At 72.1% G+C, this 4,658-nt stretch carries 5 protein-coding genes; all 5 read right to left on the bottom strand.

Features of this window, described 5'->3' with window-relative positions; genetic code table 11:
- Positions 1-297 precede the first annotated feature (297 nt).
- The 5 genes from JYK02_RS06120 to cheB all read right to left on the bottom strand — a co-directional run bounded on the left by JYK02_RS06120 (position 298) and on the right by cheB (position 4,637).
- A complete protein-coding gene (locus JYK02_RS06120; RefSeq protein WP_207049410.1) occupies positions 298-1,221 on the bottom strand; it encodes a 5'-nucleotidase in 924 nt (307 codons plus the stop codon).
- 66 nt (positions 1,222-1,287) lie between these two features.
- Positions 1,288-1,422, bottom strand: a complete 135-nt coding sequence (locus JYK02_RS40360; protein ID WP_277991288.1) for a hypothetical protein — start codon at positions 1,420-1,422, stop codon at positions 1,288-1,290.
- On the bottom strand, positions 1,419-2,288 hold the full coding sequence (locus JYK02_RS06115) for a tetratricopeptide repeat protein (RefSeq protein WP_207049408.1): 870 nt from the start codon (positions 2,286-2,288) through the stop codon (positions 1,419-1,421). Before JYK02_RS06115 ends, JYK02_RS40360 begins: the two co-directional genes overlap by 4 nt.
- Positions 2,289-2,367: 79 nt before the next feature.
- On the bottom strand, positions 2,368-3,567 hold the full coding sequence (locus tag JYK02_RS06110) for a CheR family methyltransferase (protein ID WP_207049406.1): 1,200 nt from the start codon (positions 3,565-3,567) through the stop codon (positions 2,368-2,370).
- A gap of 11 nt (positions 3,568-3,578) precedes the next feature.
- The gene (gene cheB / locus JYK02_RS06105; protein WP_207049404.1) at positions 3,579-4,637 is read right to left on the bottom strand and encodes a chemotaxis-specific protein-glutamate methyltransferase CheB; all 1,059 of its coding nucleotides are present in this window, start codon (positions 4,635-4,637) and stop codon (positions 3,579-3,581) included.
- Positions 4,638-4,658: the final 21 nt, after the last annotated feature.

Genomic DNA, 4,658 nt, shown 5'->3' with positions numbered 1-4,658 from the left:
CGGATGGACTCCGCACTCTGGACGCGGCACGGCCTGGAGGGACGCCCGGTACTCCGGACGCGGGCCCTCGGGTCAATGTCGCCAAATGTCGATCACGCGCGGCCTGCCGCTCGTCGCGCGAGCAGCGTGGGGGGTGGCCATAAAACCTGCTGTTCACATTATTCGGTCGAACAGCGGCCTGCCATGCGTTCCATGACGCGCGGCCTGCCTGCCCTCCAGCAGGGCTGGAACCGGCGAATGAAACAGTGTTTCAGGCCCCGTCCCAGGATGGACGGGGTGGGTTTTCCGCAGGGAAGCTCAGTGACCCGCGGAGCCGGGTGGCTCGACGCGCTCCACTTGCTTCTGGACGGCGGCATCCGACGCGACGTCCGCGCCCAGTTGCAGGTACGTCAGCAGGTAGGTGCGCCCCGTCGCCGGGCCCTGCGCCGCCGCCGTGCGGGCCAGCGCGTCGCGCCGGGACTCGAAGGAGGCCAGCGTCTCCTGGAGCGAGCGGCGCGTGTCCTCGCCCTTCTCCAGCTTCAGGCGCTCCTGCACCCGCGCGATGTTCGCCTCCACCATGCGCTGGTTCTCCCGGGCGCGGTTGGCCTCGGAGAGGTCGGTGAAGGGGCCCGTGCCCTCCACGGACACCTCCAGCCTCGCGACCTGGCGGCCGCGCTCTCCGGGCGGCACCAGCGTGGACACGCCCTGGCGCTGCGCCATGCCCACGCCGCGCCCGTCGTGCGACTGCACCACGAAGTCCACGCCCTCGGCGCCCTGGGCCAGCTTCACGGCCTCCACGTAGGGCACCGCCGCGAGCAGCACCACCAGCTCCACCTGCTCCTTCTGGCGCAGGCGCTTCACCTCCGCGGCCACCGCCGGCCCCACCGGCAGGCCCCGGACGCCCTCGGGCAGCACGGCCGCGCCGTCCTCGGACGCGGGCGACACGCCGATGACGCCCACCTTCAGCCCGCCCACGGTCGTCACCACCGAGGCGGGAAAGAGCGGCTGCCCCTTCGCGTCCACGAGGTTCGCGGAGACGAGCTTCAGCTTCGCGCCCTTCGTCTTCTTCTTCAGGAAGTCCACGCCCAGCACGAGGTCGCGCTGGCCCACGGCCATCGCCGCGTAGCCCTGCGCGTCCAGCTGCGCCAACAACAGCTCCGCGCGAGGCTTCGCCGTCGCATCCTGGCCGTCCGCCAGGGTTTTAAAGAGCGCGTTGCCCGCGTCCAGTGCGAGCACCGGCACGCCCTTCGCGCGCTCCTGCGTCAGGACCGTCTTTCGTCTGGCCAGACCGCCAGACGGGTTGTGGCGTCAACCACAGGGGGCGACTTCGCCCCCGTTGTCTCCCGTGAAGAGCAGCACGAGCTTCTTCGGCGCGGCACCCGCCACCAGGGGCAGGAGCAGCAGCAGCGCCAGGGCGGCGAGCTTCGGCACGCGGGGGCTCACTTCTTCGCCTTCTTCGGAGCGGGCGCGGGCGCGGCCTTCTTCTCCAGCTCCGCCAGCTTCGCCTTGGCCGTCTTGGCGGCGTCCGACTTGGGGTAGCTCTTCACCAGCTCCTCCAGCGCCAGCTTCGACTCCTCCTTCATCTTCAGCTTCTGGAAGCAGTCGGAGGAGCGCAGGTACGCGTCCGGCGCGGACGGCGTCTTCGCGAAGTCCTGCACCACCTTGCCGTACTCGAAGAGGGCCTCGCGGCACTTGGACTCGGTGAAGTACGTCTCGCCCAGGCCGAAGTGCGCCTCGCCGACGAGCGCGTCCTTGGGCCACTTCTTCACGAACTCGTTGTAGAGCTGGCGCGCGACCAGCGCGTCGCCGGCCTTGGCCTTCTCCTGCGCGAGCGCGAGGAACTCCTTCTTGTCCGTGGGGCGCTGGAGCTCCTCGGCCTTCTTCTTCGCCTCGGCCTCCTTCACCGCCTCCGTGCCCTGGAGCGCCAGCAGCCGCTGGTTCGTCTCCTCCGTGCTCTTGCCGAGCGCGGCCTCCAGTTCACCAATCTTGTAGAGGTACGTCTCCACCTGGCCGCGCAGCTGCGCCAGGTCCTCCACCGTCTTCTGGAACTGCACGCCGATGTCCGCGTCCTTGCGGCGCGCGGCCGTGTCCAGGCTCTGCAGGGCCTGGGTCACCTGGGCGACCTTCTCGTCGATCTTCGGCTGGGTGGCGGCGAGCTGGTCGCGCGCCTCCTTCAGCTCCGCGGCCATCTTCGCGTTGTCCGCGCCCAGCCGGTCGACCTTGGCTTCAAGGGCACGGCCGCGGTCGGCGGGGTAGAAACAGCCGGGAACGGCGGCGGTCAACAGGGCAAGGAGCACGAGCCTGCGCATGGGGTGGGCATACTAGGTCCAAAGCGCCCCGCGCGCCGCTTCTGTTTCAGCGAGCGGGCGGGCCACCCCCTGCCCTCCTTCAGCGAGGCCCCTCGGCCTCCAGCCGCTCCACGGCCCGGGCGCAGGCCACCCGGAGCCGGGGCAGGTTGAGGAAGAAGGGCACCGGCCGCGCCCGGCCCGACTCCACCGCCCGCAGGGCCCGGCGGTACGCCTCCAGGGCCGCGCCGGGCTGGCCGCACTGCTCCAGCACCAGGCCCAGCAGGTAGCGGGCGGCGACGTGGTCCGGATCCAGCTCCAGGCACCGGCGCAGGTCGCGCTCCGAATGCGCGTCGGGGACGCCCGTGGAGGCCCCGTCGAGCACGCACGAGAACAGCCAGTCCGCCTCCGCCCTGGCGAGCTCCTCCGGGGAGGCGGGCCCGGAAGGGCCGGTGCCGCTCGCGCTCCGCTTCGGCCGGGAGGACTCCACGGCCGGGGCGTCCTCGCGCACGTAGAAGAAGGCCTGCTCGCTGGGCAACAGCCGCAGCTCCGGAGGGACCTGGAGCAGCGGCTCCGCGGCGGACAGCACCAGCACGCCGCCGGGGGCGAGCCTTTCGCCCAGGCCGCGCACCGTGCGCTGGAAGGCCTCCGGGGTGAAGTAGATGAGGACGTTGCGGCAGAAGATGACGTCGAACCCGCCGCCGCCCGGGGCCTCCGGATAGGGGGCCTCCATCAGGTTGTGGCGCCGGAACTCCGCCTGCGTGCGCAGCGACTCCACCAGCGCGTGGCGCCGGCCCTTCGGCTCGAAGTAGCGCGCGCGCGACACGTCCGGGACGCGCCGGAGCGCCTCCGCCGGGAAGCTCAGCTCGCGCGCCCGGGTGAGCACCTGCTCGGAGATGTCCGTGCCCAGCACGCGGCTGGCCGGGTCCGCGCCCTCCTGCGCCATCAGCAGGAGCAGCGTGGCGACCTCCTCGCCCGCAGCGCAGCCCGCGCTCCACACGCGCAGCGGCGCCTTCGAGCGCTGGATGCGGGGCGACAGCACGTGCTGGCGGAAGGCGGCGAGCTGCACCTCGTCCCGGAACACCTCCGACGTGTGCACCGCCACCGCGTCCACCAGCCGGGCCAGGTCCGCCGCGCCCGAGGGAGCGCGCAGGTGCGCCGCGAGCTGCGCCGGGCCTGCGTCGTGTCCCAGCGCCTCCAGCCGCGCGTCCAGCCGCCGCCGCTGGGCTCCGCTCAGCGCCATGCCCGTGTGCGCCTGAAGCCAGGCGTGGACGGGAGCCCAGCGCTCGGAAGAAGGCGTCATCGCGCGCGCGGTCAGCGGCCGACGGCCAACGACTCTCCTCGCGCCAGCCGCGCCAGGGTGGCCGCGACGTCATCGCCGTGGATGAGGTGGTCCACCGCCTTGCGCTCCACCGCCGCGCCCGGCATGCCGAACACGACGCAGGACTCCTCGTTCTGCGCCAGCGCCAGGCCACCGGCCTGCTTGATGGCCAGGAGCCCGTCCGCCCCGTCCGCGCCCATGCCGGTGAGCACCACGCCGACCGCGCGCCGGCCGTAGGACTTCGCCACGCTCTCCAGCAGCACGGTGCCGCTGGGCATGTGCCCGTCGCGCTCCACGCCGGCCTTGAGCGCCACGCGCCCGCGCACGGGCACCACCATGTGCTGATCCGGCGGCGCCACCAACACCATGCCCGGCGTCAGCGTGTCCCCGTCCCCGGCCAGCCGGACCTTCAGCTTGCTCGCGTTGGCGAGCCAACTGGCCAGCGACTCCGAGAAGGCGGCGTTGATGTGCTGGACGATGACGATGGGCGCCGGGAAGTCCGCCGGCAGCTCCGACAGCATCCGGTAGAGCACCTGGGGACCGCCCGTGCTGGCGGCCACCGCGACGATGCCCATGGAGGCCGCGGGCAGCGCCGGGACGGGCGTGTGCGGCATCCCGGGCGCGCCGCGCTTCTGGCCACGCACGTGGCGGATGACGCGCACGGAGGAGATGAGCTTCACCTCCTTGGTGAGGTTCCACGCCTCCGGCCCCGCGTCGATGGAGGGCTTGATCTGCAGCGCCAGCGCGCCCAGCTCCAGCGCGCGGTACGTGAGCGCGGGGGCCTGCGAGCGCGGATCTCCCGTCAGCACCAGGATGGGCGTGGGGACCTCGGCCATGATGTGTTCCACGGCCGTGAGCCCGTCCATGACGGGCATGTCCACGTCCATGGTGATGACGTGGGGGCGCAGCTCCTTCGTGAGGGCAACGGCCTCCTGGCCGTTCGCGGCGGTGCCAACGACCTGGATGTCCGGGTCGTCGCTCAACGCCGCGCTGATGAGCTGGCGGCAGATGACCGAGTCATCCACCACCAGCACCGACACTTTCTTGCCCATGACCGTTCAATACCCCGTACG

Source organism: Corallococcus macrosporus (genome assembly GCF_017302985.1).
Classification (GTDB): Bacteria; Myxococcota; Myxococcia; order Myxococcales; family Myxococcaceae; genus Corallococcus; species Corallococcus macrosporus_A.
The sequence above is the reverse complement of the archived record's forward strand: the minus strand, read 5'-3'. Positions and strand labels throughout refer to the sequence as shown.